At 60.3% G+C, this 26,698-nt stretch carries 26 protein-coding genes; 14 read left to right on the top strand and 12 right to left on the bottom strand.

Translation table 11 applies throughout. The features are described from left to right. Window positions 1–35: 35 nt before the first annotated feature. Window positions 36–1,106 (bottom strand): hypothetical protein, encoded by a 1,071-nt coding sequence (locus tag FHT77_RS08020; RefSeq protein WP_183754108.1) that lies wholly within the window; start codon window positions 1,104–1,106, stop codon window positions 36–38. Window positions 1,107–1,180: 74 nt separating this feature from the next. Beyond that, on the bottom strand, window positions 1,181–1,783 hold the full coding sequence (locus FHT77_RS08015) for a thymidine kinase (protein ID WP_183754106.1): 603 nt from the start codon (window positions 1,781–1,783) through the stop codon (window positions 1,181–1,183). Between the two features lie 236 nt (window positions 1,784–2,019). Here FHT77_RS08015 and FHT77_RS08010 point away from each other — a divergent pair, with 236 nt between their 5' ends. From FHT77_RS08010 to ade, 8 genes are all read left to right on the top strand, one after another. Beyond that, entirely contained in the window at window positions 2,020–2,973 is a 954-nt protein-coding gene (locus FHT77_RS08010; protein ID WP_183754104.1) for a choline ABC transporter substrate-binding protein, read from the top strand. A 75-nt stretch (window positions 2,974–3,048) separates the two neighbouring features. Next, window positions 3,049–3,894, top strand: coding sequence for a choline ABC transporter permease subunit (choW, locus tag FHT77_RS08005; protein ID WP_114713399.1), 846 nt, complete (start codon window positions 3,049–3,051; stop codon window positions 3,892–3,894). Then, the gene (gene choV / locus FHT77_RS08000; protein ID WP_183754102.1) at window positions 3,891–4,943 is read left to right on the top strand and encodes a choline ABC transporter ATP-binding protein; all 1,053 of its coding nucleotides are present in this window, start codon (window positions 3,891–3,893) and stop codon (window positions 4,941–4,943) included. The genes choW and choV overlap by 4 nt, the downstream gene beginning before the upstream one ends. Before the next feature lie 32 nt (window positions 4,944–4,975). Further along, window positions 4,976–5,728 carry a HugZ family protein gene (locus tag FHT77_RS07995; RefSeq protein ID WP_183754100.1) on the top strand — a complete coding sequence of 251 codons (753 nt, stop codon included), beginning with the start codon at window positions 4,976–4,978 and terminating at the stop codon, window positions 5,726–5,728. 96 nt (window positions 5,729–5,824) lie between these two features. After that, on the top strand, window positions 5,825–6,142 hold the full coding sequence (locus FHT77_RS07990; protein ID WP_016554762.1) for an ArsR/SmtB family transcription factor: 318 nt from the start codon (window positions 5,825–5,827) through the stop codon (window positions 6,140–6,142). Window positions 6,143–6,409: 267 nt separating this feature from the next. Then, window positions 6,410–7,738: an aspartate aminotransferase family protein gene (locus tag FHT77_RS07985; protein WP_183754098.1), complete on the top strand. Its 1,329-nt coding sequence runs from the start codon at window positions 6,410–6,412 to the stop codon at window positions 7,736–7,738. 254 nt (window positions 7,739–7,992) lie between these two features. Further along, window positions 7,993–9,096, top strand: coding sequence for a branched-chain amino acid ABC transporter substrate-binding protein (locus tag FHT77_RS07980; RefSeq protein ID WP_183754096.1), 1,104 nt, complete (start codon window positions 7,993–7,995; stop codon window positions 9,094–9,096). 137 nt (window positions 9,097–9,233) lie between these two features. Further along, entirely contained in the window at window positions 9,234–10,931 is a 1,698-nt protein-coding gene (gene ade / locus FHT77_RS07975; RefSeq protein WP_183754094.1) for an adenine deaminase, read from the top strand. 3 nt (window positions 10,932–10,934) lie between these two features. On the opposite strand, the gene FHT77_RS07970 is transcribed toward ade, so the two are convergent. Continuing rightward, window positions 10,935–12,584, bottom strand: a complete 1,650-nt coding sequence (locus FHT77_RS07970) for an alpha-glucosidase (protein WP_183754092.1) — start codon at window positions 12,582–12,584, stop codon at window positions 10,935–10,937. A gap of 454 nt (window positions 12,585–13,038) precedes the next feature. Here FHT77_RS07970 and FHT77_RS07965 point away from each other — a divergent pair, with 454 nt between their 5' ends. Both FHT77_RS07965 and FHT77_RS07960 read left to right on the top strand, forming a co-directional pair. Then, entirely contained in the window at window positions 13,039–13,959 is a 921-nt protein-coding gene (locus tag FHT77_RS07965; protein ID WP_183754090.1) for a sugar kinase, read from the top strand. Between the two features lie 156 nt (window positions 13,960–14,115). Next, entirely contained in the window at window positions 14,116–15,282 is a 1,167-nt protein-coding gene (locus FHT77_RS07960; RefSeq protein ID WP_183754759.1) for a glycosyltransferase family 1 protein, read from the top strand. A 5-nt stretch (window positions 15,283–15,287) separates the two neighbouring features. Here the strand turns inward: FHT77_RS07960 and FHT77_RS07955 are convergent, their stop codons facing one another. Continuing rightward, on the bottom strand, window positions 15,288–16,301 hold the full coding sequence (locus FHT77_RS07955) for an alpha/beta hydrolase (RefSeq protein ID WP_183754088.1): 1,014 nt from the start codon (window positions 16,299–16,301) through the stop codon (window positions 15,288–15,290). A 159-nt stretch (window positions 16,302–16,460) separates the two neighbouring features. Between FHT77_RS07955 and FHT77_RS07950 the strand changes: the two genes are divergently transcribed. Next, window positions 16,461–16,898, top strand: coding sequence for a MarR family winged helix-turn-helix transcriptional regulator (locus FHT77_RS07950; RefSeq protein WP_183754086.1), 438 nt, complete (start codon window positions 16,461–16,463; stop codon window positions 16,896–16,898). A 15-nt stretch (window positions 16,899–16,913) separates the two neighbouring features. Here the strand turns inward: FHT77_RS07950 and der are convergent, their stop codons facing one another. The 4 genes from der to FHT77_RS32035 all read right to left on the bottom strand — a co-directional run bounded on the left by der (window position 16,914) and on the right by FHT77_RS32035 (window position 20,011). After that, window positions 16,914–18,338 (bottom strand): ribosome biogenesis GTPase Der, encoded by a 1,425-nt coding sequence (gene der / locus FHT77_RS07945; RefSeq protein WP_183754084.1) that lies wholly within the window; start codon window positions 18,336–18,338, stop codon window positions 16,914–16,916. A 15-nt stretch (window positions 18,339–18,353) separates the two neighbouring features. Next, on the bottom strand, window positions 18,354–19,037 hold the full coding sequence (locus FHT77_RS07940) for a tetratricopeptide repeat protein (RefSeq protein WP_183754082.1): 684 nt from the start codon (window positions 19,035–19,037) through the stop codon (window positions 18,354–18,356). Between the two features lie 104 nt (window positions 19,038–19,141). Then, entirely contained in the window at window positions 19,142–19,726 is a 585-nt protein-coding gene (locus FHT77_RS07935) for an NnrU family protein (protein ID WP_183754080.1), read from the bottom strand. Window positions 19,727–19,753: 27 nt separating this feature from the next. Next, window positions 19,754–20,011, bottom strand: coding sequence for a hypothetical protein (locus FHT77_RS32035; protein ID WP_312859738.1), 258 nt, complete (start codon window positions 20,009–20,011; stop codon window positions 19,754–19,756). Here FHT77_RS32035 and FHT77_RS07930 point away from each other — a divergent pair. Both FHT77_RS07930 and FHT77_RS07925 read left to right on the top strand, forming a co-directional pair. Further along, complete coding sequence (locus FHT77_RS07930) at window positions 19,898–20,842, top strand: polysaccharide deacetylase (RefSeq protein WP_312859735.1); 945 nt, start codon at window positions 19,898–19,900, stop codon at window positions 20,840–20,842. The two genes, FHT77_RS32035 and FHT77_RS07930, sit on opposite strands and share 114 nt — an antisense overlap. Before the next feature lie 227 nt (window positions 20,843–21,069). Next, window positions 21,070–21,336 carry a DUF2277 domain-containing protein gene (locus FHT77_RS07925; protein ID WP_114713413.1) on the top strand — a complete coding sequence of 89 codons (267 nt, stop codon included), beginning with the start codon at window positions 21,070–21,072 and terminating at the stop codon, window positions 21,334–21,336. Between the two features lie 132 nt (window positions 21,337–21,468). Here FHT77_RS07925 and sbmA read toward each other — a convergent pair whose 3' ends face one another. Beyond that, on the bottom strand, window positions 21,469–22,734 hold the full coding sequence (sbmA, locus tag FHT77_RS07920; protein ID WP_183754076.1) for a peptide antibiotic transporter SbmA: 1,266 nt from the start codon (window positions 22,732–22,734) through the stop codon (window positions 21,469–21,471). A gap of 124 nt (window positions 22,735–22,858) precedes the next feature. After that, on the bottom strand, window positions 22,859–24,067 hold the full coding sequence (locus FHT77_RS07915; RefSeq protein WP_183754074.1) for a YbfB/YjiJ family MFS transporter: 1,209 nt from the start codon (window positions 24,065–24,067) through the stop codon (window positions 22,859–22,861). Between the two features lie 127 nt (window positions 24,068–24,194). On the opposite strand from FHT77_RS07915, the gene FHT77_RS07910 reads away from it, so the two are divergent. Then, the gene (locus FHT77_RS07910) at window positions 24,195–24,764 is read left to right on the top strand and encodes a PadR family transcriptional regulator (protein ID WP_183754072.1); all 570 of its coding nucleotides are present in this window, start codon (window positions 24,195–24,197) and stop codon (window positions 24,762–24,764) included. Window positions 24,765–24,768: 4 nt separating this feature from the next. On the opposite strand, the gene map is transcribed toward FHT77_RS07910, so the two are convergent. Together map and FHT77_RS07900 are read right to left on the bottom strand one after the other, a co-directional pair. Continuing rightward, window positions 24,769–25,527: a type I methionyl aminopeptidase gene (gene map / locus FHT77_RS07905; RefSeq protein ID WP_183754070.1), complete on the bottom strand. Its 759-nt coding sequence runs from the start codon at window positions 25,525–25,527 to the stop codon at window positions 24,769–24,771. Between the two features lie 106 nt (window positions 25,528–25,633). Further along, the gene (locus tag FHT77_RS07900; protein WP_183754068.1) at window positions 25,634–26,695 is read right to left on the bottom strand and encodes an LLM class flavin-dependent oxidoreductase; all 1,062 of its coding nucleotides are present in this window, start codon (window positions 26,693–26,695) and stop codon (window positions 25,634–25,636) included. Window positions 26,696–26,698 lie beyond the last annotated feature (3 nt).

The following is a 26,698-nucleotide window of genomic DNA, read 5'->3' as shown; positions in this document are numbered from 1 at the left end:
ATATCGTGCTGATATTATTGTTTCTTCGGCGCGAGCTAGAACGGAAAGCGCAAGCGCAGCCGCTTGGAGATTTTCGTCGTATCGATGACCGGGCCTCCGGAGCTGTCTTCCTGATCCGGCCGGAACGCCTCGAACTTGCTCGCAAAGGCAGCATCCGCGGTCCGCTTGCGATGTTCCAGCTCCTGCGGCACCAGCATATTGCGTTCGAACAGTTCGATCGGCCCGGCAATGGCGGGAAAAAGTTCGGCTGAAATCTGGACCTTCGATCCCGGAATATCGGTGTCGACCTGTGCCTGATAAATCAACAGCCTTTCTTCGGTGTCGATGACGACCTTGCGCGTCAGCGCATTGCACCGACCAACCTGGGTATTGAGTGCATCGACGAAAACCTGGAAGAGATTGATGAAGCGCTCGCGGCGCTGGCTATCCTCACGCATGCCGCGCTCTTCGTCAGCAACGCGCTCGGCCTCCGCCTTCAGCGCGCGGCGCTCCTCTTCCATGCGCTCCCATTCGGCTTTGCTGCCGTAGAGGCCAATCCTGCCCTGCGTTGTCAGCGCCTTGGCATTCAATTCCCGGATACGAAGGCGCGCGATATCAATCTTGTCCACCAGCCGACGGCGCTGTTCGACGATGCCGATTAGGCCATGCTCTCCCAGCTTGTGAAAGTCGATCGCGATTGTGCGGTAGCTCGCGATAACATCAGCGGTGGCATCGGACTTCACCAGCAGGTCACGCAGCCGCTCCACGACAGGGGCAGCGCGCACCCGCGCGCTATGACGACGCCACATCCGCTGGCGCGAAAAGCGTCCGATGAATTTCTCGCCGGCGGTAAGGCCACGGAAGCTGTCGAGGTCCGCCGAAACCTTGATCGTCAGCGTGTCGAGAACGGATACGAGCTCCGCAAGCAGATTGGTCAGGCTCGTGCCGTTTGCCACAAATGCCTGGAAGCGGCCGTTCTCGACAAGGAAGCGCTCGTCGTCGACTGCCGCCCCTTGGCGGGCGAACTCGTTAATGAAATCGACGCAGACTCTAGCCTCAAGACGCAACTGTTCCACGAGCGCTCGCGCGGCTTCCAGCTGAGTGTCAAAGGAGAAAGGCTTGCGCACCGGGACGCCTCCATGAATCGGTTTCCGCGAAACTAGCGCATAAGCCGCCAATCCGGAATCGATTTGAGGAGTGCCTATACTGCCTCCGCTTGCCACTCCCCGTTCATGGCGTCATCCCAATGACGCCGGCAGAGCGACACGTATTTTTCGTTGCCACCGACGTCAATCTGTGCGCCTTCGCGCAGCACCTTTCCGTCCGCATCGAGGCGCACCACCATCGTCGCCTTGCGCCCGCAATGGCAGATCGTCCTGACCTCACGCATCTCGTCGGCAATCGCGAGCAGTTCTTCCGATGCCGGAAACAGCTTTCCCTGGAAATCGGTCCGCAGGCCGTAGACCATGACTGGGATGTTCATCCGGTCGACGATGCGCGCAAGCTGCCAGACATGCTCGCGCGTCATGAAGTGAGCCTCGTCGACGAAGACGCAAGCGATTGGCTCCCCTTCTTTGCCGAGCTCGCCGATCAAAGCCTGCAGGTCCGCGTCCGGTTCGAAGGCAATCGCGCTCGCCTGTAGCCCGATCCGGGAGCCGATAATTCCCTTTCCGGCGCGCTCGTCGAAGGCCGCGATCAGCAGAACGACGCGCATGCCGCGCTCCTCGTAATTGTAGGAGGCCTGCAGCAGCATCGTCGACTTGCCGGCGTTCATGGTCGAGTAGTTGAAATAGAGTTTTGCCATCGTTTTCTCCGTCTTTCGCTTCTTGGAAGCTCGAAACTGCGAAGAAAAGTCCCCCATTTTGATAATCACAAGAAATTCACGCCGGAAAATCGCCAAAACCCTTGAAATCCCGGCACTCCGCGAAAAAATGCCCTACGTCGCAATCGGGTACTCCAATGCGGCGCAAACGCACTCAGGTCGCTTGTAAAACTCGGCTATTGGTGATTGGCTTGGGAACGTAAGACTGGGAGTCTAAAATGAAAACGACAAGCGCATTCAAACTGACTACCGCCACCGCGGTTGCCGCTCTCTCTGTTGCGACAGCAGCATTTGCCGCGGACCCCGATAGCTGCTCCGCCGTCCGTCTTTCAGACGTCGGCTGGACGGATATCACCGCTACCACCGCCACCACAGCGGTCATTCTGAAGAACCTAGGCTACGAGCCCGACATTAAGGTTCTCTCGGTTCCGGTTACTTATCAGTCGCTCAAGAACAAGGACATCGACGTGTTCCTTGGCAACTGGATGCCGGCCCAGAAGAAGGACGTCCAACCCTACCTCGATGAGAAGACCGTCGATTCCCTCGGCGTCAATCTCGAAGGCGCCAAGTACACGCTCGCTACCAACGCCAAGGGCGCTGAACTCGGCATCAAGGATTTCAGCGATATCGGCAAGCACAAGGACGAGCTTGACGGCAAGATCTACGGGATCGAGCCCGGCAACGACGGCAACCGCCTCGTCATGACGCTGATCGAGAAGAACGAGATGGGAATGGGCGGGCTTGAACTCGTCGAGTCCTCCGAACAGGGCATGCTCGCGCAGGTCGCCCGTGCCGACAAGGACGGCAAGCCGGTCGTGTTCCTGGGTTGGGCGCCCCACCCCATGAACGAAAACTTCAAGATGACCTACCTTACCGGTGGTGACAGCACCTTCGGCCCGAACTTCGGCGGTGCGACGGTCTACACCAATACCCGTGCCGGCTACACCACCGAATGCCCGAACGTCGGCAAGCTCATCTCGAACCTGAAGTTCAATCTGGAAATGGAAAACCAGATCATGGGCAAGATCCTCAACGACGGTGAGGATCCGCAGGTTGCCGCGACCGAATGGCTGAAGGCAAATCCGAACGCAGTTGATCCGTGGCTGGCAGGCGTCACGACGAAGGATGGCAAGGACGCCCTTGCCGCCGTCAAGTCAGGCCTCGGCCTCTGAAACTGATGACGGGGCGGCCCTCGCCGCCCCTTCTTGTTTCACCTCGATCTTTGCTCTTTCGGATAGGCGCGCTCCTTGAATTGGATCACCGACTATAAAATTCCTATTGGCCCCTTCGCCAAAACGACCGTCGATTGGTTGACGTCGAGCGGCGAGTGGTTCTTTAACCAGCTTGCTTTCGTTTTATCGCACGTTATCAATGCGTTGCTTTTTATCTTGCAGGCCCCGCATCCCCTGATCGTGCTGGCCGCGATCGTCGGCATTGCATACTGGCTACGCCGCTCCATCGGCGTCGCGGTCTTCACCCTGCTCGGCTTGCTGCTGATCATGAACCAGGGCTATTGGAAGGAAACGACGGAAACGCTGGCACTCGTCCTGGCGTCGACGTTCGTCAGCATGGCCGTCGGCATTCCGCTCGGTATCGCCGGTGCGCGGCGCGCATGGGTGTTTTCGATCATGCGGCCGGTCCTCGACCTCATGCAAACCATCCCGACCTTCGTCTATCTGATCCCTGCGCTCATCCTTTTCGGCCTTGGGATGGTTCCGGGCCTGATCGCAACCGTGATTTTTGCGATCCCCGCTCCGATCCGCCTGACCCGCCTCGGCATCATATCGACGCCGCCCTCTTTGGTTGAAGCCGCAGAATCATTTGGCGCGACACCGATGCAGGTACTGCGTAAAGTCGAGCTTCCCTTTGCCATGCCGCAGATCATGGCCGGCCTCACGCAGACAATTATGCTCTCCCTCTCGATGGTGGTCATCGCCGCTCTGGTTGGCGCCGACGGTCTCGGAAAGCCTGTCGTGCGCGCGCTCAATACGGTCAACGTCGCCATGGGCTTCCAGGCGGGCCTCTGTATCGTCATCCTCGCAATTATTCTCGACCGCATGTTCCGCGCGACGGGTGAAGGAGAAAGCGCATGACCGCGGTCCGTTTCGACAACGTCAGCATCGTCTTCGGCGACAAGCCGGAGAGTGCCCTCGCCCTCGCGGACCAGGGCAAAAACCGTGACGAGATCAGCGCCGCAACCGGACTCGTGCTCGGCGTGGCAGACGCCTCCCTGAGCGTCCAGGAAGGCGAAATTCTCGTCCTGATGGGCCTTTCCGGTTCAGGCAAGTCGACCCTGTTGCGCGCCGTGAACGGGTTGGCGCCCGTCGTGCGCGGCGAGGTGTCGGTCGCAACGCCGAATGGCCCCTGCAGCCCTTACAAAACGACGGCCAAAGGTCTGCGTGACCTGCGCATGCACACCGTTTCCATGGTCTTCCAGCAGTTCGCGCTGCTGCCATGGCGAACGGTCGCGGAAAACGTCGGCTTTGGCCTTGAACTCGCGGGTATGCCGGACGCCGAACGCAAGAAGCGCGTCGGCGAGCAACTCGAACTCGTCAACCTGACCAAATGGGCTGACCGCAAGGTCAATGAGCTGTCCGGCGGCATGCAACAGCGCGTCGGCCTTGCCCGCGCCTTTGCCACCGGTGCGCCTATCCTGCTGATGGATGAGCCGTTCTCGGCGCTCGATCCGCTGATCCGCACACGCCTGCAGGACGAGCTGCTCGAATTCCAGCGGCGGCTGAAGAAGACCATTCTGTTCGTGAGCCACGATCTCGACGAAGCATTCCGTATCGGCAACCGTATCGCCATCATGGAAGGCGGGCGCATCATCCAGTGCGGCACCCCGCAGGAGATCGTGAAGAACCCCGCGGACCAGTACGTCGCCGATTTCGTCCAGCACATGAACCCGATCAGCATGCTGACGGCGCAGGACGTGATGCAACGCGGTCTCGGCCACGCGGCCGCCGGTGCAAGCGTCAGCGGCACGGCGCGTGCGGAAACGCCGCTCATCGACATCCTTGATGCGCTGTCGCGCCAGCCCGGCAGTATTGGCGTCGTGGAAAACGGCGCGATCATTGGGACCATCTCGGCGCAGGATATCGTCGAAGGCCTCACGCAGCATCGGCGCAAAGAACAGGCTTGATCCGTGCGTCCGCTTCCGCCAAGAAAGTGGACATGAAAGATCAAGCTTCCGTTCTCAGGGAAACGGACGGAGAAGCCCGCAAGCTCGCTCGCGCGCTTCTCCGCTCCGCCCGTTATGCCGCAATTGCCGTTCTCGATCCCGGGACCGGCTTTCCCTTTGCCAGCCGGGTTCTCCTCGGCACGGACATTGAGGGCGTACCCGTCATTCTCGTCTCAGGCCTGTCGACGCATACTCGTGCGCTTGACGCCGACCGCCGCGCGTCGCTTCTGACAGGCGAGCCCGGCAAGGGCGATCCGCTCGCCTATGCCCGCCTGACGACCCAATGCCTAGCCGAACCGGTCGAGCGCGACAGCGAGATCCACGCGCGCATCCGCAGCCGCTTCCTCAATCGCCATGCCAAGGCCAAGCTCTACATCGATTTTCCGGATTTCCGTTTTTTCCGGCTCATGCCGCAGTCGGCCAGCCTCAATGGCGGCTTTGGTCGCGCCTATGTCTTGGAAGGCGAGGACCTGACGATTCGATCCCCCGGCAATGAAGCCGTGGCAGCTCAGTCAGACACGATAGTGCAAAAATTGCTAGCTGAGCGCCCAGATCTGGCAGCGACAGCCGCAGCGGGCCTCAAGGCTGGCAACGGCGATTGGCGCATTTGTGGAGTGGATTGCGCCGGTTTCGATCTCATTTCGGGTGATTTGCTTCTGCGCTGCGAGTTCGAGACCGTCGCACAGGGGGTCGATGATATTTATTCACATATATCTAACATGAAATACGCAATACCTGAAATTTAGCTATATACAATCTTGAAGCGGTATTGATAGTTTTCGCCGTCCGGCATTGAGCGGGAACACGCGTTTTTGAAATTAGTTTCACACCAGGAAGAAAATATGGACACAATCGATTTAACCGCCAATGCAAACGTTGCAGCTGCCCTTTTGTCGGCAATGGCAAACCCCAAGAGACTTCTGATTCTCTGCAACCTGGTCAAGGGCGAGATCCCCGTCGGCGCGCTAGCACAAGAAGTCGGTTTGAGCCAGTCCGCGCTGTCGCAGCACCTATCCAAGCTGCGCGCCCAGAAGCTGGTCAAGACGCGACGCGACGCACAGACGATCTACTATTCAAGCAATTCCGAGCCGGTCCTCAAGATCCTCGAAGCCCTCACCGACATCTATGCTGTTCAAAGCCGCGCAAAGTCTGCGGCGTAAGGACGCGCTGACATAACGTCAGCCTATAAGCCCCACTGCCGAGGGATGCATCCGGAATAGTGCGGCACCTTATTTCAGTACGTGTTCATACTCTTAGACCGGCAGCAATGCCGGTCTATTTTTTTGCACCGCGCCAGCCGGCGCGAGCGCCCGCCGGCAACGGCAGCCGCTTGACGCCCGGACAAGCGCTGATAATTTGACCGGGCAGTAAAAAAACCGCCTCAGCCAATAACGGGAACGGCCTCCGAAACGGCCATGGAGAACAGCATGTCCAACCGCCTCAATACCACGCCAAACGACCTCCGGGCCTTTTGGATGCCCTTCACCGCGAACCGACAGTTCAAGAAGGAGCCGCGTCTCTTTGTCGGCGCGAAGGACATGTACTACCAGACCCACGACGGCCGCCAGGTGCTCGACGGCACCGCAGGCCTCTGGTGCGTCAATGCCGGCCACTGCCGGCCGAAGATCACCGAGGCGATCCGCGAACAGGCTGGCGAACTCGATTACGCGCCGGCCTTCCAGCTCGGTCATCCGAAGGCCTTCGAGCTGGCGAACCGCCTCGTCGACATTGCGCCCGAAGGGATGGATCACGTTCTCTACACCAATTCGGGATCTGAATCAGTCGAAACGGCTCTTAAGGTCGCCCTCGCCTACCATCGGGTGAAGGGTAACGGTTCCCGGTTCCGTCTCATCGGCCGCGAGCGCGGCTATCACGGCGTCAACTTCGGCGGCATCTCCGTCGGCGGCATCGTTTCCAACCGCAAGATGTTCGGTACCCTGCTGACCGGTGTCGATCACCTGCCCCACACGCATCAGCCGGGCAAGAACGCCTTTACCCGCGGCCAGCCGGAGCATGGCGGCGACCTCGCGACGGAACTCGAGCGCATCGTCACCCTGCACGATGCGTCGACGATCGCTGCCGTCATCGTCGAACCGATCGCCGGCTCGACCGGCGTCCTGATCCCGCCGAAGGGCTACCTGCAGAAGCTTCGCGAAATCTGCACCAAGCACGGCATCCTGTTGATCTTCGACGAAGTCATCACCGGCTTCGGCCGCCTCGGTGCCCCGTTCGCCGCCCAATACTACGACGTCAAGCCTGACATGATCACCACCGCAAAGGGCCTGACTAACGGCGTCATCCCGATGGGCGCGGTTTTCGTGACGTCGGAGATCCATGACGCGTTCATGAGTGGTCCAGAACACATGATCGAGTTCTTCCACGGCTACACTTATTCCGGCAACCCGATCGCCTGCGCGGCAGCTCTCGGCACGCTCGACACCTACAAGGAAGAAGGGCTGCTGACCCGCGCCGCGGAGCTCGCGGACTACTGGGCCGACGGACTGCACTCCTTGAAGGATTGCCCGAATGTCATCGACATCCGGAACACCGGCCTGATCGGCGCCATCGAACTTGATCCGATCGCCGGCGAGCCCACCAAGCGCGCCTTCACCGCCTTCCTGAAGGCCTATGAGAAGGGCCTGTTGATCCGCACCACCGGTGACATCATCGCGCTCTCGCCGCCACTGATCATCGAAAAGCACCACATCGACGAACTCTTCGGAAAGCTCCGCGAAATTCTTCAAAACAACATCTGATCGATGCGCTTTGGGGCCCGTTTTTGCCAGATCAGGCAAAAACGGGCCCCATTTCTTTATCTTCTTGCGAAATCCGCGGTAAATTCCTAAGAAACTTGCTGTGCACTCGCCGAAGCCAAACATGGCAGGCGGATGCTTCGGCCGTGCGGCTGCTCATCGTCTCTTGGCGCAACCCGCAAGGGCTGTTGTACGATCTGGGCACACTGCTGCGGTACTTAATCGCGGGTTTGAAAACCCACCCAAGGAGAAAGAAAATGAGTCTGAAGACTTTGTCGGCGGCCCTTGTCGCCTCGCTTGCCTTTGCGCCGCTCGCCCATGCAGATATCACCATTGGCCTCATCGCGCCGCTGACCGGTCCGGTTGCCGCCTATGGCGACCAGGTGAAGAATGGCGCGCAGGCTGCTGTTGACGAGATCAACAAGAAGGGCGGCATCCTCGGCGAAAAAGTCATCCTCAAATACGCCGACGATGCCGGCGAACCGAAGCAGGGCGTTTCCGCCGCAAACCAGCTCGTCGGCGACGGCATCCGCTTCGTCGTTGGCCCGGTCACCTCGGGCGTCGCCATCCCGGCTTCTGACGTTCTCGCCGAAAACGGCGTGCTGATGGTGACCCCGACGGCAACGGCTCCCGATCTCACCAAGCGTGGTCTCGCCAACGTTCTGCGCACCTGCGGTCGCGACGACCAGCAGGCTGAAGTCGCCGCCAATTACGTTCTGAAGAACTTCAAGGACAAGCGCGTCGCGATCATCAACGACAAGGGCGCTTACGGTAAGGGTCTGGCAGACTCGTTCAAGGCAACCCTGAACGCCGGTGGTATCAAGGAAGTGCTCGACGACTCGCTGAGCCCTGGCGACAAGGACTTCAGCGCTCTGACCACCCGTCTGAAGGCCGAGAACGTCGATGTTGTCTATTTCGGCGGCTATCACCCGGAAGGCGGCCTGCTGGCCCGTCAGCTGCATGACCTCTCCGTCAAGGCCGTCATCATCGGCGGCGACGGCCTCTCGAACAGCGAGTTCTGGAACATCGGCACCGAAGCAGCCGGCGGCACGGTCTTCACCAATGCCATGGACGCAACGAAGAGCCCGGACTCGCAGGCAGCTGCGGACGCACTTAAGGCCAAGGGCATCCCGGCCGAAGCCTTCACGCTCAACGCCTACGCCGCAGTCGAAGTCCTGAAGGCGGGTATCGAGAAGGCCGGTAGCGCTGAAGATTCGGAAGCAGTCGCCAAGGCGCTGAAGGGCGGCGAAGCGATCCCGACGGCAATCGGCAAGCTGACCTACGGCGAAACCGGCGACCTGACCTCGCAGAGCTTCGCGCTCTACAAGTGGGAAGCTGGCAAGATCGTTCCGGCCGAATAAGCCTTCGATCTCCCGATTTCGGTCGCCGGGCGTCCCTCTGGGGCGCCCGGTTTTCGTTTGTGGACCGGCCGCCAAAGCCGATCTCGCTTTGTTAGACACATGGGCTATAACTGGTGAAACGCCAGCACGAGGATGCCATGACTGCCAAGCTTGAACGCCTTATCGACCAGGGAACGGGCCGCCTGCCCGCCGACATCGTTCTGAAAGGCGGACGCTTCTTCGACCTCGTGACCGGCGAACTGGTGACATCGGATGTCGCGATCGCCCAGGATCGTATCGTCGGCACGTGTGGCAACTACGATGGCGAAACTGAGATCGATATCTCGGGCAAGATCGTGGTGCCGGGCTTCATCGATACGCATCTCCACATCGAGTCGTCGCTGGTGACGCCACACGAATTCGACCGCTGCGTCCTGCCCTATGGCGTAACGACAGTCATCTGCGACCCGCACGAGATCGCCAATGTTCTCGGCACCGAAGGCATTCAGTATTTCCTCGATTCATCCCTCGAAACGATCATGGACATCCGTGTCCAGCTCTCCTCCTGCGTGCCTGCGACGCATCTGGAGACATCGGGCGCTGACCTTCCGATCGAGCGCCTCCTTCCCTTCCGTCACCACCCGAAGGCGATCGGTCTCGCCGAGTTCATGAATTTCCCCGGCGTGATCCACAAGGATCCGATCTGCATGGCGAAGCTCGATGCCTTTCAGGGCCAGCACATCGATGGTCACGCGCCCCTGCTCTCGGGCAACGACCTCAACGGCTACCTCGCCGCCGGTATCCGCACCGAGCACGAATGTACGACCGCTGCCGAAGCGCTGGAAAAGATTCGCAAGGGCATGCACATCCTCGTGCGCGAGGGCTCCGTGTCGAAAGATCTCGCAGCCCTGATGCCCATCATCACGGAACGCCTGTCACCCTACCTCGCGCTTTGCACCGATGATCGCAACCCACTCGATATCGCCGAACAAGGGCATCTCGATTACATGATCCGTACCGCGATCAAGAGCGGCGTGGAGCCGCTTGCCGTCTACCGCGCCGCGTCCATCTCGGCCGCCCGCGCCTTCGGCCTGCGCGATCGCGGCCTCGTCGCCCCCGGCTGGCGCGCAGACCTCGTTGTCATAGACAGCCTCGAAAACTGCCGCGCCGATCTCGTCTTTGCTGCCGGTCGTCAGGTGACCACAGAGCTCTTCGGCACGCGCAAGCCGGTGGAGCCGGTCGGCCTCGACAGCGTCAAGGCCCGGCCCGTGAACGCCGCCCACTTCGGCGTTCCTGTGGCCGATGGCGAAACGCCTGTCATCGGTGTCACTCCCGGCAAGATCATCACCGAACACCGCCGCTACCGGCTACCGGTGAAAGGCAACCAGACCGACGTCGATCTCGGCAACGACATCATCAAGGTCGCCGTGATCGAAAGGCACGGCAAGAACGGCAACCATGCCAACGGCTTCGTCCAGGGCTTCGGCCTGAAGAAGGGTGCGATTGCCTCCACCGTCGGCCATGACAGCCACAACATCTGCGTCGTCGGCGTCAGCGAGGACGACATGGCGCTCGCCGCCAATCGCCTCGGCGAAATCAACGGCGGCTTCGTGGTTGTGGAGGATGGCAAGGTCACCGGCGAGATCGCCCTGCCCATTGCCGGCCTGATGAGCCTCGAGCCCTACGAGACGGTGCGCGACACGCTCCACCATCTACGCAAGGCCGCCTACGCGCTCGGCACGACGCTTGAGGAACCCTTCCTGCAGGTGGCCTTCCTGCCGCTCCCGGTCATTCCGCACCTGAAGATCTCGGATCGCGGAATGGTCGATGTCGACAAGTTTGCACTGATCGGCTGACGTCTAGCCAGCCACCCGCGCACAGAACGCGTCGAGCGCGACAAGCTTGATTGGGCCGGTTGCCGCTCCCGCCGCAAAGCCCGGCATAGCCAACCGTTCTCCTATCACCATTCCCGCCGGCGGAATGAACTGTGCTGGCTTGCGCGTCAGGTTGAAGACAAAGAGCAGCGTCTCGCTTCCCTTGGTGCGCGTGAAGGCGAGAAGATCCTGATTGGTTCCAATGAATTCCATTGCGCCATCAAGCAATGCCGGATGGCCTTTCCGGAATTCGAGCGTCTGCCGGTAGTGGTTCAGAACGGAATGCGGATCGCTCTCCTGGGTATCGACGGACAGTGCCGCCTGCTCATAAGGCACCGGCAGCCAGGACTTTTCGGCTGTGGTAAAGGCTGCGTGCGCCTTCGCAGCCTCCCAGGGCATCGGCGTGCGGCATCCGTCGCGTCCCTTGAAGGCCGGCCAGAAGCGGATACCGTAGGGATCACGTAAATCCTCGAAGGCCAACTCGGCCTCCGGAAGACCAAGTTCCTCGCCTTGATAGAGGCAGATCGAGCCGCGCAGCGTCGCCAGCACCGACATGGCGAGCTTGGCAACGACTGGCCGCTCCTCCGGGGTCTTTGCGAAGCGGCTCACATGACGGTTGACGTCATGGTTCGAGAAGGCCCAGCAGACCCAGCCATCGGCAACCGACTTCTGGAAGGCATCGACGCAACTGCGGATATGGGTAGCGGTAAACTCCGGTCCGAGCAGGTCGAAGGTGTAGCACATGTTCAGCTTGTCGCCGCCGGCGGTATAGGCAGCCACCGTCTTCAACGAGCGCGCACCGTCGCCGACCTCGCCAACTGTCGCGCGCGCCTCGTAGCGGTCGAGCAAGGCTCGGAAACGCTGGAGGAAGCCGATATTCTCCGGCTGCGTCTTGTCATAGAGGTGGTTCTGCATGCCGTAGGGGTTTGTGTCAGGCGCATCAAGGCCGGCATCGCTCTCGTCGGGCGCATGCGGGGGATTGTCGCGAAGAAGCTTATCGCAGAAGTAGTAGTTCACTGTATCAAGGCGGAAGCCATCGACGCCACGGTCGAGCCAGAACTTCACGGTGGCGAGCACGGCATCCTGAACCTGTGGATTGTGGAAGTTCAGATCCGGCTGCGAGGTCAGGAAGTTGTGCTGGTAATATTGCCGGCGTACGCCATCCCATTCCCATCCAGGCCCGCCGAAGATCGAGAGCCAGTTGTTGGGTGCCGTGCCATCTGGCTTCGGATCTGCCCAGACATACCAGTCGGCCTTGGGATTGCTTCGGCTTGAGCGGCTTTCGACGAACCAGGGATGAACATCGGACGTGTGCGATATCACTTGGTCGATGATGATCTTGATGCCGAGCCGGTGAGCCGCCGCCATCATCTCGTCGAAATCATCGAGCGTTCCGAAGATCGGATCGACATCGCAATAGTCGGAAACGTCATAGCCCATATCGGCCATCGGTGACTTGAAGAATGGCGACAGCCAGATGGCGTCTACGCCGAGGCTGGCGATATGGGGCAATCTCCGGGTAATGCCCTTCAGGTCTCCGAGGCCATCTCCGTTCGTATCCTGAAAGGATCGTGGATAGACCTGATAGATAACCGCACCTCGCCACCAGTCCGCTGTTTTGCCCGCAACCGACATCAGCCGTCTATCTCCTACCTTCGTTCGATGATGCCAACACTAAAGCGGGCGGGACAAAAAACAACCTTCAGCCGAAATCAGTCGAACATCCCAGCTTCTGCATTTTGCGCTTTAGCTTTTCGCGGTGCTTGATGTCCTTGCTAGGCAGCTTACCGCCCACCGTGTTTCGTTCCTGCAAGGCGAGTGTCTGACAATCCCACTTTCGCTTGCCTCCGCCTCCGTGTGCGGAAGCGAGACCGGTTGAAAGCGATAGCGCCGCAACCAGCGAAATACCAATCAGAGGGCCTGAGATCGTCTGCAAGCGTGTGTCCCCGTAACTGCGCGAGTGCCACTATGCGCGCTGCAGATAGGGTCAACAATCCGGCCTAGAGTCGCAGCCACATGCCGCTCGTGGCTTGTCAGGAACAGCCTCTACGCGTATCAGCGAAAGCGGGAAAATTCAGGGAGGCTTTCTGTGAGCGGGCGTTTTCTATCGATCGGTGAATGCATGGTAGAGCTTTCGCATGCAGGCGCCGGCTTGCTGCGCAAGGGCTTTGCCGGCGACACGCTGAATACAGCCTGGTACGCCCGCGCCTGCCTGCCGGCGGATTGGTCGGTCGAGTATTTTACCGCGCTCGGCGACGAAGCCATGTCCGATGAGATGATCGCCTTCTACAAGCAGGCTGGCATCGGCACGGAATTTATCAGGCGCATCAAGGGCAAGGCGCCGGGTCTCTACATGATCAGCCTCAAGGATGGCGAGCGCTCCTTTAGTTACTGGCGCGACAACTCCGCCGCCCGCCAGCTCGCAGCCGACGCGGAACTCCTTCGCGAGGCGATCGAGGCCAGCGACGTTGTCTACTTCTCCGGCATCACACTTGCGATCCTGTCTCGCAACGACGCCGACACCCTGCTCGCCGAACTCCGCCGCGCCAAGGCCGCCGGCAAGATCGTGGCCTTCGATCCCAATATCCGCCCGCGGCTCTGGTCGGGCTATGACGTGATGCATGCGACGATTAGCGAAGGTGCGCGTGCCTCTTCCCTGGTGCTGCCGAGTTTTGATGACGAGGCAACGCACTTCGGCGACGTTTCGATTGCAGCAACGATCCAGCGCTATCGCACCCTCGGCGCGACGGACGTGGTGGTCAAGAACGGCGCAGAAGGAGCAACGTTGAGCTTCGACGGCGTGGAGAGATTCGTCCCGGCTGAGAAGGTCGAGCAGGTCGTCGACACGACCAGCGCTGGCGACAGCTTCAACGGCGCATTTCTCGCCCGCTACCTCGAGACCAAGGACGCGCCCGTCGCCGCCGCATTTGCTGCAAAGGTTGCCGCACGCGTCGTCAGCGAACATGGGGCCCTCGTTGCCTGGGAAAAACTTGGTATCAACCACGCCTGAGCAACACCGGACGATCGGTGTAGCGCAACTGTAATATTTCCATCATCGACGGTCGCCAGAATGTGAAGCGCGGGAATCGAGTCCCCGGGTCTGCCGGGAGTTTGGTCGGCGCCCCCGCGGGCGCGGCTTGGATGGAATTGGGGCGTGCTGCAACATATGTCGGATGTTGGGGGCAACGAAGGCCGGGACGCATCTCGGCTGGGGGTGGCGGAACGGCTGGTCATTGTCAGCGATGCCTGGCATCCGCAGGTCAACGGCGTCGTCCGTTCGATCGAGAACACCAATCGCGAACTGGCGAAAATGGGCATTGATGTGGCAATGGTGACGCCGCAGGGCTTTCACAGCGTGCCCTGCCCCACCTACCCCGAAATTCGTCTTTCGATCGCCAGCTACCGCCGCGTCGCGCGCGAGATCAGAAAACACATGCCCTCCTACGTTCATATCGCAACGGAGGGTCCTTTGGGGCTGACGGCGCGGCGCTGGTGCCTGAAGAACCGCATGCCCTTTTCGACCAGTTACCACACCCGCTTTCCGGAATATGTTTCAGCCCGTCTGCCCATACCGAAGAGCTGGCTTTATGCGTTCGTCCGTTGGTTCCACAATTCCGGCGCCGGTTGCATGGTCGCAACCCCAAGCCTCGCGCGCGAGCTCTCCGACAAGGGCATTCGAAACCTCATGCCATGGAGCCGCGGCATCGATGCGGATCATTTCCGCCCCATGCCGCTGGACGACGCGCCGTTTGGCCTTGCCCGCCCGATCTTCATGACAGTCGGCCGCGTTGCCTTGGAAAAGAACCTGCCGGCCTTCCTCGACCTCGCCCTGCCCGGATCGAAAGTCGTTGTCGGTGACGGACCGGCTCGCGCCGAACTCGAGAAGCGCTATCCGGATGTCCACTTCACCGGTCTGAAGGTCGGCGAGGACCTGGCAAAGGCCTACGCCCAGGCGGATGTCTTCGTCTTCCCCTCGCTGACGGATACGTTCGGAAATACGATCCTCGAGGCCCTCGCGTCAGGCGTTCCCGTCGCCGCCTACCCTGTCACCGGCCCGCTCGACATCATCGCGGACGACAACGACGTCGGAGCACTCGACGACGACCTGAAAACGGCATGCCTAACGGCGCTTTCTGCGTCGCGCGAGAAGGCACGCGAACTCGCGCTTCAATATTCCTGGGAAGCGGCGACGACACAGTTCATCAACAACATCCGCGCCGCCAACGGCGTCATTACGCCGAAGTGGAAGAAGGCCTGGCAATTTGCTGCCAAGTCGCTGCCAAGAACGAAAAAGCCCGGCGATGCCGCCGGGCCCGTCTCGTCAGGAACCTGAACCGGTTATTTGCTGAGCGCGTCGCGGAGCGTCTGGCTGGCAACGGAGATTGCGCTGCGCACAGCGGGCGTCTCGGCAATGGCGTTCAGAAGCACGAAGTCGTGGATCGTGCCGTTGTAGCGGATCGAGGTCACCTTCACGCCCGCCTGACTTAATTTGCGGCCATAGGCTTCGCCTTCGTCTCGCAGCACGTCATTCTCGTCAGTGATGATCAATGCCGGAGGCAACCCGTTCAGCTGATCGAGTGAAGCCTGGAGTGGGGAAGCAGTCGGCTCCCTGCGCTTGGCTTCATCGGGGAGATACGCATTCCAGAACCACTTCATCGCTTCCTTCGTTAGCCAAGGACCGTTGGCGAACTGATTGTAGGAGCCGGTCTCGAAGTTAGCATCGGTCACGGGATAGAACATGACCTGCTGAGCGATTGCAGGACCGCCGCGCTCCTTGGCAAGCAGGGTGACCACCGCGGTCATGTTGCCGCCGACGCTGTCGCCGGCCACCGCCAGGCGGGTGGCGTCGACATTGAATTCCTTCTGGTGTTCGGTGACGTATTTCGTTGCGGCGTAGGCCTGCTCGATCGCGATCGGATAGCGAGCCTCCGGCGAGCGCTCATAGTCGACAAAGACAACAGTGGCCTTGGCGCCATTGGCGATCTCGCGAACGAGACGGTCATGCGTATCGGCATCTCCAAGCACCCAGCCGCCGCCGTGGAAATACATGACGACAGGAAGCTTGCCCTTCACGCCTTCTGGACGAACGACGCGCAGCTTGATGCTGCCGGTCGGTCCGGCCTTGATCGTCAGGTTCTCTTCCTTGGCGGCAAGCTTCTTGACGTCACCCTTCTGCGCCCCGGCAAGGACATTGCGGGCGTCGGAAGGAGACAGCGCATAGATCGGCTTGGAGCCAGCGAGCGCATCGATGAACTTCTGGGTTGTCGCTTCCAATACCGGATCGGCAGCGGCACCCAAAGTGGTTGCTGCGAGGATGGCTGCTGCGGAGAGTGCGGTCTTTGCGGTCGACATTGTCCTGTCCTTTTCGGTTGCGGTTCGTCGTTGGCACATCATCTATATATTGCACGATTATTTATCGCACGATATAAATAGGCATAGCTCTCATGCAGAAAGATTGGTTGCGATTGTTTATTGCGCGATATATGTTGTCGCGCTTTCGGAGAATTGGATATGAGCGACGATCTGAACCTAGATGATTTTATGTGCTTCGCCCTCTACACCGCAAATCACGCGATGAATCGGGTCTACAAGCCACTGCTTGATGCGCTGGACCTCACATACCCGCAGTACCTGGCAATGGTCACCCTATGGAAAGAAGACAACCAGACAGTCGGCGACATCAGCGAGAAGCTTCACCTTGAATCGAGCACCCTCACCCCTCTCCTGAAGCGTTTGGAAACGGCCGGCTACGTCAAACGCGAGCGCGGCAAGGACGACGAGCGTGTAGTCATCATCCGGTTGACGAAGGAGGGTCGCGAACTCAAAAGACGCGCAGCATCCATTCCCGGCTGCATCCTCGATGCATCGGGCCGGGAATTTGCTGACTTGAAACGGTTGGCGGCAGACGTGATCGTATTGCGCGACACGCTGACGCGTCACTCAAAATAAGGAGCAGCGGACCTATCAGGACCGCTTTTTCTTCGACTCGTACGGATTGTCCGGAGAACGATAGTGAATCCGGATCGGCACGCTCGGCATGTCGAAATCGTTGCGCAGACCGTTGATCAAATAGCGGGTGTACGATTCCGGCAGCGCGTCGGAGCGTGTGCAGGAGATCATGAACGCCGGCGGACGGGCCTTCACCTGCGTCATATACTTGAGCTTGATTCGGCGACCGGAGACTGCTGGTGGCGGATGCTGAACCTGCTGCTGCTCCAGCCAGCGATTGAGGCGGGCAGTCGAGATGCGCTTGTTCCAGACCTTATCCGTATCGATGATAGACTGCATCAGCTTGTCGAGACCACGGCCGGTCTGGCCGGAGATCGGCACGGCACGAATCCCGCGCGCCTGCGGCAGCAAGCGGTCGGTCTTCTCGCGCAGGTCCGCGAGAACAGCCTGCGGCTCCTCGATCATGTCCCACTTGTTGAAGGCGAGCACGGCAGCACGGCCCTCACGGAGCACGAGATCGACGATGTGCAGATCCTGCTTCTCGAACGGGATCGTCGCATCGAAGACGATGACGACGAGCTCAGCAAAACGGATGGCACGTAGCGTATCGGCCACCGAGAGCTTTTCGAGCTTCTCGATCACCTTCGCCTTGCGGCGCATGCCTGCCGTATCGAACATCTTGATGGTGCGGCCGCGCCAGTCCCATTCAACGGAGATGGAATCGCGCGTGATGCCGGCTTCCGGCCCCGTCAGCAGTCGGTCTTCACCGAGGAAGCGATTGATCAGCGTCGACTTACCGGCGTTCGGGCGACCGACGATCGCCACGCGCAGCGGCTTCGTGTCGTCATATACCGGTTCTTCCTCTTCCTCGCCTTCCTCATCGGTCGGCTGAGGGATATCGACGTCGGTGACGGCGACATCTTCCTTAGGCGGAAATGCGCGGTCTTCACCAAGGGCGGCAACGATCGCATCCCTAAGGTCGAGCATGCCCTGCCCGTGTTCGGCCGAGATCGGAGTCGGTTCACCAAGACCGAGCGAATAGGCGTCGTAAAACCCGGCGTCCGAGCCACGGGCTTCCGACTTGTTGGCCACGAGAACCACGGGCTTGCCACGGCGGCGCAACATTTCGGCAAGCGCCGTGTCGACAGGCGTCAGCCCGGTCTTGGCATCGACCACGAACAAAGAAAGGTCCGCCTCGTCGATCGCAGCTTCCGTCTGGGCGCGCATGCGACCCTGCAGGCTCTCTTCATGGGCCTCTTCAAGACCAGCCGTATCAACGATGGTGAAACGCAGGTCGACGAGCCGTGCTTCGCCCGGGCGGCGGTCGCGGGTAACGCCCGGCGTGTCATCGACAAGCGCCAGCTTCTTTCCAACCAACCGGTTGAAAAGCGTCGACTTGCCGACATTCGGGCGACCGACAATGGCGACCGTGAAGCTCATTGAAATTCCTTACATTCAGCCCTGTGCGGCGGGCGCCTTGCCGGATGCGGTGATGTTATCAAGCATCATCTGGGCACGATTGGCAACATTGCGCGGGCTCTGCGCATCGTCGGCAATTGCCTGGTACCATTGGCGAGCCTGCGCCATGTTGCCAGCCTTGTAGGCGGCAAGGCCGAGCGCTTCGCGGGCGGAGTGACGGAAGGCATTACCGGGAACAGCCATTTCCTCGACATGTGCGGAAACCTGGTCGTAGGTGCCGCTTTCAATCAGCAGCCATCCGGCGCGCATCTTGGCGGCATCGCGTACGGCTGCCGGAGCAGCGTTGTCCTTGCCGATCAAATCGAAGGCAGCAACGGCGCCAGCCGTGTCGCCCTTCTGGGCCAGAACGCTTGCGGCACGCAGGCGGGCAAGGATCGGATAGGCACCATGTCCTTCCTTTTCCAACGTCTCGAGCGCGGCCAGCGCCTCGTCGTTCTTGTTCTCGTCGGCAAGCTTCATCGCGGCGATGAACTTGTCACCCGTGCCGGAGGACTGGTTATCGTCCCAGTATTCGTAGACCTTGTAGCCGATGGTACCGAGCACGATCAGGACGGCGAGCGCAATCAGGTAACGACCAAACCGGCGCCATGCGCCCTTCACCTGGTCGGAACGCAGTTCCTCATTGACTTCACGAATGAAGCTGTCGTCGTTGAATGCCATTCTCGTCTCCGGCCGCGGATATGCTTCGGCATGCGGGTTGCACGCACATTGTGGGGCCTTCTACCCCATTTTTCAGCAGTTGTAAGGGGGATTGAAAAGATTCGTCACATAGCGATCGGGGCTACACCGATCAACAGCTCGTGCAGCTTGAACGTGATGAGCGCCCAGACAACCACACCGATGATCGCAGCATAGAGATCGTACTTCCCCGAGACGAAGGGACGAAGGGTGAGTTCGCCAGCGCGTTCGCGCCTTTTCAGCGCAATGCGCAGGATGACGCCCCATGCAAGAAAGGCCGCAAACAGCAACACTGATGAGGTCTCACCGTTGGCCAGGAGATGCGCGAAGGCCCAGATCTTCACCGACAGGACCATCGGATGCTTCGTCTTCACCGCGATACGCCCCGCCGGCAGCAGCGAGGCAACTAGACAGATAAGGGCGATCAGCATCAGCGTAACGGCGATATGCGCCATCCAGACCGGTGGGGTGTAGAGCACGCCGGTCACCTGACGGGCGTGACCGAAGCCGTAGATCAACAGGATGAGCGATAGGATACTGAGGACTGAATAGACGCCCTTCCAACCGTTCTCGCCGAGCCTGTCGATCATGGACTGACGAAGGCCGGGGGCGATCACACGGATAAGATGAAGCCCGAGGAAAATAATGATGCCGACGATGAGCAATGCCATGACGATCTCCTGTGCGTTTTCCGAGACTTAGCTGGGCTGACAGAAAAACGCCAGCACCACCGCAGCTTCGCCGCATTTCTGTAACAGGAAAGCCGCAAACAAATTGTCGCGGTGCCCATGTTTCGCTCCCTTTTTAAAGCCTCCCTCGCCCTTTCCTTGTTTGTCCCAAGCGTGGCGAGTGCCGGCGATCAGCCAAAGCAGCTGGTGATCATCTCGTTTGACGGCGCGCACGATAACGCCCTCTGGCAGAAGAGCCGTGAAATGGCGGCAAAGAACGGTGCGCATTTCACCTATTTCCTCTCCTGCACCTTCCTGATGAACCAGGCCGCTAAGAAAGCCTATCAGGCGCCGCATCAGAAAATGGGCAAATCCAACGTCGGCTTTGCCCAGAGCGACGACGAGATCCGCGAGCGGCTGGGCAATATCTGGCATGCCCATCTTGAGGGCCACGATATTTCGAGCCATGCCTGTGGCCATTTCGACGGGCGGCAGTGGAGCGAAGCCGACTGGCGTAAGGAGTTCGCAACTTTCCACGCCACGCTGCGGAACGCCTGGAAAAGCGTCGACCTCGAAGAGCCGAAAGGCTGGCAAGATCTGGTCGATCATGGCATCCACGGCTTCCGCGCCCCTTACCTCTCGGCAACGCCGGGCGCCGACATGATCGCTGCGGAGAAGAAGGCCGGCTTCACCTATGACGCAAGCCTCGTGACCAAGGGTCCCGCCATGCCGGTCGAAGAAGCCGGCATCGTCCGCTTCGGCCTACCTCTCATTCCTGAGGGCCCCCGCGAGAAGCCGATCATCGGCATGGACTACAATCTCTTCGTCCGCCACTCCAATGGCACCGAGGACAAGGCCGACTCGAAGGCATTCGAAGACCGCTCCTACGCCGCCTTCAAGGAAGCCTTCGACAAACAATACACCGGCAACCGCATTCCGCTGCAGCTCGGTTTCCATTTCGTCGAGATGAACGGCGGCGCCTACTGGCGCGCGCTCGACCGACTTGTCAGCGATGTCTGCCACCGTCCGGACGTCTCCTGTGTCAGCTATTCCGAGGCGATCCCGATCATCGAGGCGCGCGGCAAGCTGAAGGAGCAGACGCAAACCTCGGGTCTTTAGGCGAGCGTTGCCGTTCGCTCGCCTTTGCCCAGGGTGGGCAACATCGCGCCAATTGAACGCGTGTTTTCGCTGGGTCGTATCCACCAGTACCGAAGTGCGACCTGCTCCTGCTGCCCTGCGGTGCACGGTTGCTCGTCTCTGGTGCGTTTGCAATTAGCGCCGGCGCGACTACTTTTTAGCGACGCCACTCTTCTCAGTGGCAGCGAGAAGCAGACCAGGAGCAGATCATGTGCCGGAACATCAAACCCCTGTTCAATTTCGATCCGCCTGCCACAGATGAAGAGATCCATGATGCGGCGCTTCAGTTTGTGCGGAAATTGAGCGGAACGACCAAGCCATCGAAACGCAACGAGGCCGCGTTCGAGCGCGCAGTCAATTCGATCACGAAATGCGCCCAAGAACTGCTCAATTCACTGGAAACGTCCCAACCTCCTCGTGATCGCGAGGAAGTCGCCGCAAAAGCCCGGGCCAGAACCGCGATGCGGTTCGCGTAGGCGAAACCCATCGCACGCAGAAGGTCTCAGTTCGACTCGTCGGGCAAGTGACTAACCGCCGCTCAAAGTCGCCGTGAAAGCCATCGCCAGAACATGGCGATGGCCAAGGGTCGGCCTCTCCAGCCGGCGGCACTAGCCGTCGGCGTGGATGATGCCCGCCTCGCGCTCCAGATAGCGCTGGTCGATATCAGGCAACGGCTCGCCTTCGATCGCCGACTCGAAGGTGCGCAAGCGCTTGTAGATCGACAACAGTTCGACGATCGTCGTCCACGAATTGACCAGATACTGGAAGGATCCGCGAACCTGATCAAAGACATTGTTGATCTGCGTCATCAGGCCGAGCGTCAGCTTGCCGGCGACGATCGATGGCACCAGCACGATCAGGCTGAACAGATTGTCGGCCTGCAGGTAGAAAATGCGGGCGACGTTGAAATACATGTAGTGGAAATAGAGCCGGAAATAGTTGCGGCGGACGTTGGCGAAAAGCTCAGCCACGGTCGGCGGCGTCGCGCGGTCAGCATGGTCTTCGCCGTAGACAAGCTCCTTGCGGTAGGACGCTTCCACGCGCTGATTTCGGAACTCCAGGCCAGGCAGCTTGATACCGACCAGACCAAGGAAAACCGTCCCGAAGATCGACCAGAACAGTGCGGCCCAGACCAGCGCGTGCGGCACTTCGCCGATCAGCGGCAGTTCCGTGATGTTGGTGCCAATCTTGAACAGCACCGGCAGGAAGGCAATCAGCGTCATGACCGAGCTGACCAGGCTGACGCCAAGGCTTTCCACCGTTGAGGAGAAGCGCATCGTGTCTTCCTGAACGCGCTGCGAAGCGCCTTCGATGTGCCGGAGCTTCGGCCAATGCGCCATGTAGTATTCGTTCATCGCCGTGCGCCAGCGGAAGATCCAGTGGCTGACAAAGAACAGATTGAGCACGCCAACGGTGATCGCCACGAAGGCAATGCCGGCAAAGCCAAGCATGCCGAGATAGAGCTGCGACGCGGTGACAGGTGCCGTCTTCGCGAGCGCCTGCTGGATCAGGTCATAGAACGGCCCGTACCATGCGTTGATCGCGACGCTGACCTGAACCGAAAAATACGTGTTGAAGATGATCAGCGCCGAACCCAGCACCGACCACATCTGCCAGCGATGCGGGCTGTAGGTAAACCAGAAAGCGGCAAAGAGCGCGACGGCCACCGTGTAGTAGATGTAGAACCAAAGGAACGGCGCCGACCAGAAGACCGAGACACCGATCGGAGATTCCTCGCCCGCCGCCAGCGGCGGCAAGCCAACGATGGCGCCGAGGCCGGATCCCACGAAATACCAAAAGAGAACGGCAAGAAGCGCCCAAGCAACAGCTGAGATAAAGAAGAGCCTGGGCTTGGGGAAATACGATACGAACACGGGAGAGCTTGCTTTCCTGAACTGGAGTCTTCGGAGTCTCTAAACAGACCAATTGCGGCGAAAACTACGGCAGTTCGCGAAGAGCGGCAATGGCCTCTCCCCATTGTTACGCACTTGTAACGCGCTATGACAGCTTCTTGACGACCGGTATCACCAGCATTGCGCACACCAGCAAAGCCCCCGCGGCGGCATATGTCGGCGTCGTGAAACTTCCGGTCCGCTCCGCCATCCAGCCTGCGACAATGGGGCCGACAATCTGCCCGACGCCAAATGCGGCTGTCATCGTCGCAAGGATCCTGCGCGGGCTCGCCGGGGATAGCTTGCGGCCGATCTGCAGGCCATAAGCAGTGATCGCGAGGAAAGTTGCACCAAACAGCGCACCACCGATCAGCGGCGCCACCGAATGCGGCAAGAGAACGGTCGCGAGCACACCAACTGCCTCGATGAGGAGCGCAGCCACGTAGACCCACCCCAACCCGAGCGGGCGGACGAAGGGCTTCCAGGCGAAAAGCGCCGCCGAAGCAGTCAGTCCGGCGATGAACCAGCAAAGAAATTCAATGATCGGTCCGGCAGCATCCATGCGGGCGATCGTAACCAGAAACGTGCCGGTGATCACATATCCGAACCCAAAGAGCCCATAAGACGCCGTCACGAGTATCATCGGCAGGCTCCAGGCGATCTTCGGCTCCTTGCCGGTCTGCGCGGCCGCCGCCGGGCCTGTCGGCAATAGCCACCAGACTGCCACCAGGCTGACCGCCGAATAGATCGCGCCGCCGATCCAGGATGCCCGCCAAGCGTCTGCGCTTCCGCTAAACAGCAGTCCGACCAGCAACACCATCACCGACGAGAGCGCGATGCCGGCGCCCGGACCGCCGAAATGCGCCGCCTGGACATGGTCGTTTCCGGCCATTGCTCCGTGGCTGAGCACGATCTGCGAGCTAAAGACAAGAGCAAAGGCACTCGCAACACCGGCGAGGAAGCGAATGACTGCAAAACCCATGACCGATGTCGTCATCGCCATGGCGGCAAGCAGCAACGCCGTTGCCACAAGCGCAAGAAGCGCGACCTTGCGCTCGCGTCCTGTCGCCCAGCCATAGGCGGCGAGAACCGCGCCGACGAGATAGCCGACGAAATTCGCCGAAGCGATGAAGCCGGCATCGGCAGCGGACAGCGGCACGCCGCTGATCATGCTCGGCAGGATCGGGGTGTAGGAAAAACGGCCGAAGCCCATCGCGGCAGCCATGGCGATCGCCCCTGCCAGTCCGGTTCGAAAGAGGTTTTCGGGAAGGTTTTCATTGCGTGCCAACATGGCATGCTTATCGCGCCGCAGCATGGCGCCGACAATCAAGAATTTCTGATCAAACGATCAATCGTACGAAATCATCTCCGAGCTCTTGAAAGCAATTATCGTAAGATATATGTTTTACGACATAGTGAACGATACATCAAAGGAGTGACCTATGAGAGGTTTTAGAGGCGGAATGATGGGTGGCGGCGGTTTTCGCATGGGAAGGAAGTTTGCGTCAGGCGATCTGCAACTGGTGATCCTGGCACTGCTGGTGGAGCAGCCCCGCCACGGCTACGAGTTGATCAAGCTCCTGGAAGAGCGCTCGGGCGGCTTCTATGTTCCAAGCCCCGGCGTGATCTATCCTGCGTTGACCTACCTGGAAGAAACCGGCCTTGCCGACGTGGAGAGCGAAGGCACCAAGAAGCTCTACCGCATCACGGAAAGCGGCCGCAGGCTTGTCGAAGAAAACCAGTCGATGATCGACATGACGCTTGGAAAGCTCGAGAAGATCGGCGCGAAGATGGCGCATGTGCGCAAGATCTTCGACCCGGAAAGCCGCAACGGCGATCGGGACGATGACGCCTTCCCTGAAGACAAGAGCGAGGTCGCAGCAGCCCGTATGCTGCTCAAATCGGCGCTCCGGCTGCGCTATCCCTGGTCGAAGGACGAGGCCAAACGCATTGCCGGCATTCTGGAGCGCGCTGCCGGCGAAATTCTTACCGGCGGACGTTCGGGCGAATGAAGCCTCAGGCGCCGCCCTCCGGCAGCGTCAGGATCAGTGGACCATTTCGCGTGGCGACGACCGTGTGCTCGTATTGCACGGTCGGAGCCTCCGGGTCAGCGTAGAGTGTCCAGGCGTCGTCGCCTCCCTCCGCCCATGTCGCGCCAAGCGAGAGGAACGGCTCGACCGTGAAGACAAGGCCTTCCGTAATCATCCGCTTCTCGGACGGATCCGGCCAGGTCGAGAGCTCAGCCGGCTCTTCGTGCAGCGAACGGCCGATCCCGTGGCTCGCCAGATTGGCGACGAGCGTATAGCGATTTTTCAGCGCAAAGGCACCGACCGCCTGGCCGATCTTGGCGAGCGGTTCGCCCGGTTTCACCTGATTGAGGCCAACCCACAGCGCCCTCTTGCCGTCACGGCAGAGCTTTTCGATCTTCGACTTGTGTGGCAGCAGGCTGAACGACGCGCCGGTGTCGGAAAAGAACCCGTCCTTCTCGGCAGATACGTCGATGTTGACCAAGTCTCCCGGTCGAATAACGCGCGGACCCGGAATGCCGTGGGCGATTTCCTCGTTGACGCTGATGCAGGTTGCACCGGGAAACTGGTAGCAAAGTTCGGGCGCCGAACGCGCGCCGGCGTCCTCAAGCACCTTGCGGCCGATCTGATCAAGCTCCAGCGTCGTAATGCCCGGTTCGAGCGAAGTGCTCATCACCTGCAAGGCATTGGCGCAGATCCGGCCGATTTCCTTCAGCTTGAGGAGTTCGTCTTCGCTTTCGATGATCATGAATGACTATCCGGCCTTCTGCGGCCGGTCGACCGGCACTCGATCAGGATGAGAGCACGACGACGCTCGGAATCCAACTCATCCTTTACGGCATCATGCTCCAATTTCAGGCCGTGGCTTTCGCCTCTTCGTCGCTTTCAGTCAATGCCTTTCTGACGATCGGCGCGACTTTCGTGCCGTACAGTTCGATGCCGCGCATGATCTGATCGTGAGGCATCAGGCCGATCGCCATCTGCAGCAGAAAGCGGTCGTTGTTGAACAGCCGATGATGCGCGATGATCTTCTCGGCCACCAGTTCCGGCTCGCCCACGAAGAGCGCGCCGTTCGGCCCGCGCGACATGTCGAAGTGCGCCCGGTTCGTTGGCCCCCACCCGCGCTCGCGGCCGATCCGGTTCATGACCTCGGCCTGCGGACCATAGAACTGATCGGCGGCGGCATCCGTTGTGTCCGCGATGAAGCCATGGACGTTGATGCTGGTCTTGAGCTTCGATGCCTCCTGCCCTGCCCGTCGAGCGGCCTCGCGGTAGAGATCGAACAACGGCGCGAAACGGCGTGGCTCGCCTCCGATGATCGCCAACGCTACCGGCAAGCCCATGGCGCCGGCGCGAGCAACCGATTGCGGCGTGCCGCCGACCGCGACCCACAAAGGCAGCGGGTCCTGCAGTGGGCGAGGATAGACACCACGCCCATTGATCGGCGCACGCAGTTCGCCTGACCAGGTGACGGCTTCCTGATCGCGGAGCGCCATCAGCAAGTCGAGCTTTTCCTCGAACAGCTGATCGTAATCCTCCAGATTGTAGCCAAAGAGCGGGAAGGACTCGATGAACGAACCTCGCCCGGCCATGATCTCGGCGCGACCGTTCGACAGCAGATCGAGTGTCGCAAACTGCTGGAAGACCCGAACCGGATCGTCCGAGCTCAACACGGTCACGGCGCTGGTCAGCCGAATGCGCTTGGTTTTCACGGCAGCGGCAGCCAAAGCGACTGCGGGCGCCGAAGCCGCATAGTCCGGCCGGTGATGCTCGCCCAAGCCGAAGACATCGAGCCCGACCTGATCGGCGAGCTCGATCTCCTCGAGCAGATGCTTCAGTCGTTCTGCGCCTTCCTCACCCTTGCTTCGGCTCGGAGTCGGGTTCACGTCGGCAAAGGTGTAGAGGCCTAGTTCCATGGC

Source organism: Rhizobium sp. BK181 (genome assembly GCF_014193305.1).
In the GTDB taxonomy this organism is placed as follows: domain Bacteria; phylum Pseudomonadota; class Alphaproteobacteria; order Rhizobiales; family Rhizobiaceae; genus Rhizobium.
Note: the sequence above shows the minus strand (reverse complement) of the source record. Positions and strands in the feature narration are given on the sequence as shown.

Coding starts and splice junctions, on each gene's coding strand:
- FHT77_RS07970 (WP_183754092.1), bottom strand. CDS start 12,584: ATGTCGGTTGCGGGCAAAACAGCGGACTGGTGGCGAGGTGCGGTTATC.
- FHT77_RS07910 (WP_183754072.1), top strand. CDS start 24,195: ATGAGAGGTTTTAGAGGCGGAATGATGGGTGGCGGCGGTTTTCGCATG.
- FHT77_RS07990 (WP_016554762.1), top strand. CDS start 5,825: ATGGACACAATCGATTTAACCGCCAATGCAAACGTTGCAGCTGCCCTT.
- map (WP_183754070.1), bottom strand. CDS start 25,527: ATGATCATCGAAAGCGAAGACGAACTCCTCAAGCTGAAGGAAATCGGC.
- FHT77_RS07980 (WP_183754096.1), top strand. CDS start 7,993: ATGAGTCTGAAGACTTTGTCGGCGGCCCTTGTCGCCTCGCTTGCCTTT.
- FHT77_RS07925 (WP_114713413.1), top strand. CDS start 21,070: ATGTGCCGGAACATCAAACCCCTGTTCAATTTCGATCCGCCTGCCACA.
- FHT77_RS07955 (WP_183754088.1), bottom strand. CDS start 16,301: ATGTCGACCGCAAAGACCGCACTCTCCGCAGCAGCCATCCTCGCAGCA.
- FHT77_RS07940 (WP_183754082.1), bottom strand. CDS start 19,037: ATGGCATTCAACGACGACAGCTTCATTCGTGAAGTCAATGAGGAACTG.
- FHT77_RS07950 (WP_183754086.1), top strand. CDS start 16,461: ATGAGCGACGATCTGAACCTAGATGATTTTATGTGCTTCGCCCTCTAC.
- FHT77_RS32035 (WP_312859738.1), bottom strand. CDS start 20,011: ATGCGCACCGTTCTTTGCCGCCATTTCACGGCTCTTCTGCCAGAGGGC.
- choV (WP_183754102.1), top strand. CDS start 3,891: ATGACCGCGGTCCGTTTCGACAACGTCAGCATCGTCTTCGGCGACAAG.
- der (WP_183754084.1), bottom strand. CDS start 18,338: ATGAGCTTCACGGTCGCCATTGTCGGTCGCCCGAATGTCGGCAAGTCG.
- FHT77_RS07935 (WP_183754080.1), bottom strand. CDS start 19,726: ATGGCATTGCTCATCGTCGGCATCATTATTTTCCTCGGGCTTCATCTT.
- FHT77_RS07960 (WP_183754759.1), top strand. CDS start 14,116: ATGTCGGATGTTGGGGGCAACGAAGGCCGGGACGCATCTCGGCTGGGG.
- FHT77_RS08015 (WP_183754106.1), bottom strand. CDS start 1,783: ATGGCAAAACTCTATTTCAACTACTCGACCATGAACGCCGGCAAGTCG.
- ade (WP_183754094.1), top strand. CDS start 9,234: ATGACTGCCAAGCTTGAACGCCTTATCGACCAGGGAACGGGCCGCCTG.
- FHT77_RS07915 (WP_183754074.1), bottom strand. CDS start 24,067: ATGCTGCGGCGCGATAAGCATGCCATGTTGGCACGCAATGAAAACCTT.
- FHT77_RS07995 (WP_183754100.1), top strand. CDS start 4,976: ATGAAAGATCAAGCTTCCGTTCTCAGGGAAACGGACGGAGAAGCCCGC.
- FHT77_RS08010 (WP_183754104.1), top strand. CDS start 2,020: ATGAAAACGACAAGCGCATTCAAACTGACTACCGCCACCGCGGTTGCC.
- FHT77_RS07985 (WP_183754098.1), top strand. CDS start 6,410: ATGTCCAACCGCCTCAATACCACGCCAAACGACCTCCGGGCCTTTTGG.
- FHT77_RS07900 (WP_183754068.1), bottom strand. CDS start 26,695: ATGGAACTAGGCCTCTACACCTTTGCCGACGTGAACCCGACTCCGAGC.